At 57.9% G+C, this 3,044-nt stretch carries 1 protein-coding gene; it reads right to left on the reverse strand.

From position 1 onward, the window contains the following. Positions 1–169: 169 nt before the first annotated feature. The gene (locus HZB29_00800; protein ID MBI5814131.1) at positions 170–2,668 is read right to left on the reverse strand and encodes a leucine--tRNA ligase; all 2,499 of its coding nucleotides are present in this window, start codon (positions 2,666–2,668) and stop codon (positions 170–172) included. Positions 2,669–3,044: the final 376 nt, after the last annotated feature.

Raw genomic sequence — 3,044 nt, forward strand, 5'->3', positions numbered from 1 at the left:
AGCGGGAAAACGAGGCTAAAGCGGGCTCCATGGGGGGCACAAAACAGTCGTTGTCTGAGCGCAAAGAGGCCGTCAATCCGCAATTACGGGGTAAATGATGGATCAAAACCACGATGCTGGAATTATGCAAAGGTCTCCTTATCAAGGCGGGGAAAAAAGGAATATCCCTTTACCCCACCACGATGTTCACAAGCTTCCCCGGCACCACGATCACCTTCTTCACCTGCTTGCCTTCCAGCGCGGCGGCCACCTTCTCGTCCGCCAATGCCGCTTTCTCCAACTCGGCCCCGGAAGCGCCCGCCGGGACGGTTACTTTCCCCCGGAGCTTTCCGTTCACCTGCACCACCACCAGCAATTCGTCGCTGACCATGCACTCCGCATCAGCTTTGGGCCATGGGGTGGAGACAAGGGGCGTTTTCGATCCCGTCATCTCCCAAAGTTCGCATGCGGTATGCGGGATTATCGGCTGGAGAAGTTTTAGAAGCGTCTCCACCGCCTCGCGGAAAACGTTCCGGCCCATGTCGTCCACCGGCTTGAACGCGGTGAGGGCGTTGACAAACTCCATTATGGCGGCGATGGCGGTGTTGAACTGGAACCGCTCGAAATCCGCGCTGACACGGGCGATAGTTTTATGAGTCACCCGCCGCATGTCCCCCTGTTCTTTTGATAGTCCGTTGAGCCCGGCGGGCAACGCTCCCCCCGCGCGCATCGAATCGGCATTGGATGTCACCAGCCGGAACACGCGGTTGATGAAACGGGAGGCTCCGTCTATACCCGCGTCCTCCCACTCCAGATCACGCTCCGGCGGGGCGGCGAACAATATGAACAGCCGCGTGGCGTCCGCGCCGTATTTATCAGCCATCTCGTCCAGCGGCACCACGTTCCCCTTGGACTTGCTCATTTTCGCCCCGTTCTTTATCACCATTCCCTGCGTAAGGAGCCGTGCGAAAGGCTCCGGGCCGGAGACTGCGCCGATGTCCTTCAGGAACCGTGTGAAGAAGCGTGCGTACAGCAGGTGAAGCACGGCGTGTTCTATGCCGCCCACATACTGGTCCACCGGCATCCAGTAGTCCACGTCCTTCTTGTCCACCATGGCGCTGTCGCACCGGGCGGAGGCGTATCTGTTGAAGTACCATGACGAGCACGCAAAGGTGTCCATGGTGTCGGTCTCGCGCCGTGCGTCGCCGCCGCATTTGGGGCATGTGGTGTTTATGAACTCGTCCGATGTGGCCAGTGGCGATATGCCGCTTTCCGGGAATTCGATGTCCGTGGGCAGGATCACCGGCAGATGCTCGTCCGGCACGCGAACAACGCCGCATTTATCGCAATAAACTATCGGTATCGGGGCGCCCCAATAACGCTGGCGGCTCACCCCCCAGTCCCGCAGGCGGTAGTTCACCGCCCCGGACCCGCTCTTGCTCTCCTCCAGGTATTCGATCACCTTGATGATGCCGTCGGGCCTGTTGGCAAGTCCGTCGAACTGGCCGGAGTTGACCATGATCCCGTCCCCTGCGAAAGCCTCGCTCATCGCCTCCGCGTCCAGTTCGCTTGAGTCAAAGCCGGTCTGGCCTTTCGGGTGGATGACGATCTTCACCGGCAGGTCGTACTTTATTGCGAAGTCCAGGTCCCTCTGGTCGTGCGCGGGGACGCTCATGATGGCGCCGTGGCCATACTCTATAAGGACGAAGTTTGCGATCCAAATGGGAAGCATCTCCCCGTTCATGGGGTTTATGGCGTACCGCCCCGTGAACACCCCCTTTTTCTCCGCCCCCTCGGCGGACCGCTCGATACGATCCTGGTTGATTATCTCGGCGATGAAGCTTTCAACGTCGTTTTCCAGCTCAGAACCTTTCGCAAGCGCGCGGCTTATCGGATGCTCCGGCGCCAGCGCTATGAACGACGCCCCGAAAAGGGTGTCCGGCCGGGTGGTGAACACCCGTATCGTCCCGCCCCCTTCGATGGGGAAATCAACCTCCGCCCCGATGGACTTGCCGATCCAGTTGTTCTGCATCGTAAGCACCCGCTCCGGCCACCCCTCTTTGAGCGATTCAAGCCCGGCGAGCAGCTCCTCGGCGTAATGAGTGATCTTCAAAAACCACCCCTCGCGCTCCTGCTGGGTCACCTGCGAATCACACCGCCAGCACTGTCCGTTTATCACCTGCTCGTTGGCCAGCACCGTGTGGCAGCTGTGGCACCAGTTGACCAGCGATTTCTTGCGGTACGCCAGCCCCTCGTCGAACATCCGGGCGAAAATCCACTGGGTCCACCTGTAATATCCGGGATGGCATGTGGCCACCTCCCTGTCCCAGTCGTAGGAGATGCCCATGATGGTGAATTGCCGGCGCATCTCGGCGATGTTGCTGATGGTCCACTTGTGCGGATGGCTTTTGTGCAGTATGGCGGCGTTTTCGGCGGGAAGGCCGAAAGCGTCCCACCCGATGGGATGCAGGACGTTGTAGCCCTCCATGCGCTTCTTCCTGGCCAGCGCGTCGCCGATGGTGTAGTTGCGAAGGTGCCCCACGTGCAGCTTGCCGGAAGGGTATGGGAACATCTCAAGCAGGTAGTATTTTGGCCTGGCCGGGTCGCGCTCGGCCTTGAAAGTCTTTTCGGATTCCCAAATATCCTGCCATTTTTTTTCGATGGCGCGAAAATCGTAAAAGTCGGACATCAGACGTTTCCTGTAGATGATACAAAAGGACAAGGATACTTCTTTAGTGGAGGATAATTCAACTGCGGAGCTGACGTTTCTGTTTCTTTTAGTTCTAAGAGTCCGGGGTGAAGAACACCACGGACAACGTCTAAAGAAGGCCCCGGACAACGCCCAATAATATCTTCAGTTCGCCGGGTGTTCTACACGCTGTCGTCTTATCCCCAACTGTAAATGGTGTTACTTTGATGCTCTGCGGGGTGTTCTTCACCCCGGACTCTTTGTTTATACAAGCATTACTCACTCGACTTTGGGACATCGGGGTGAAGATACTCACTCACATGTCAAGCCTAATTGTTTGCCGCACGGAATGCTTTGGCAGAATCAAACTCCTCAC

This window comes from Nitrospinota bacterium, from assembly GCA_016235255.1.
Lineage (GTDB): Bacteria > Nitrospinota_A > UBA7883 > UBA7883 > JACRLM01 > JACRLM01.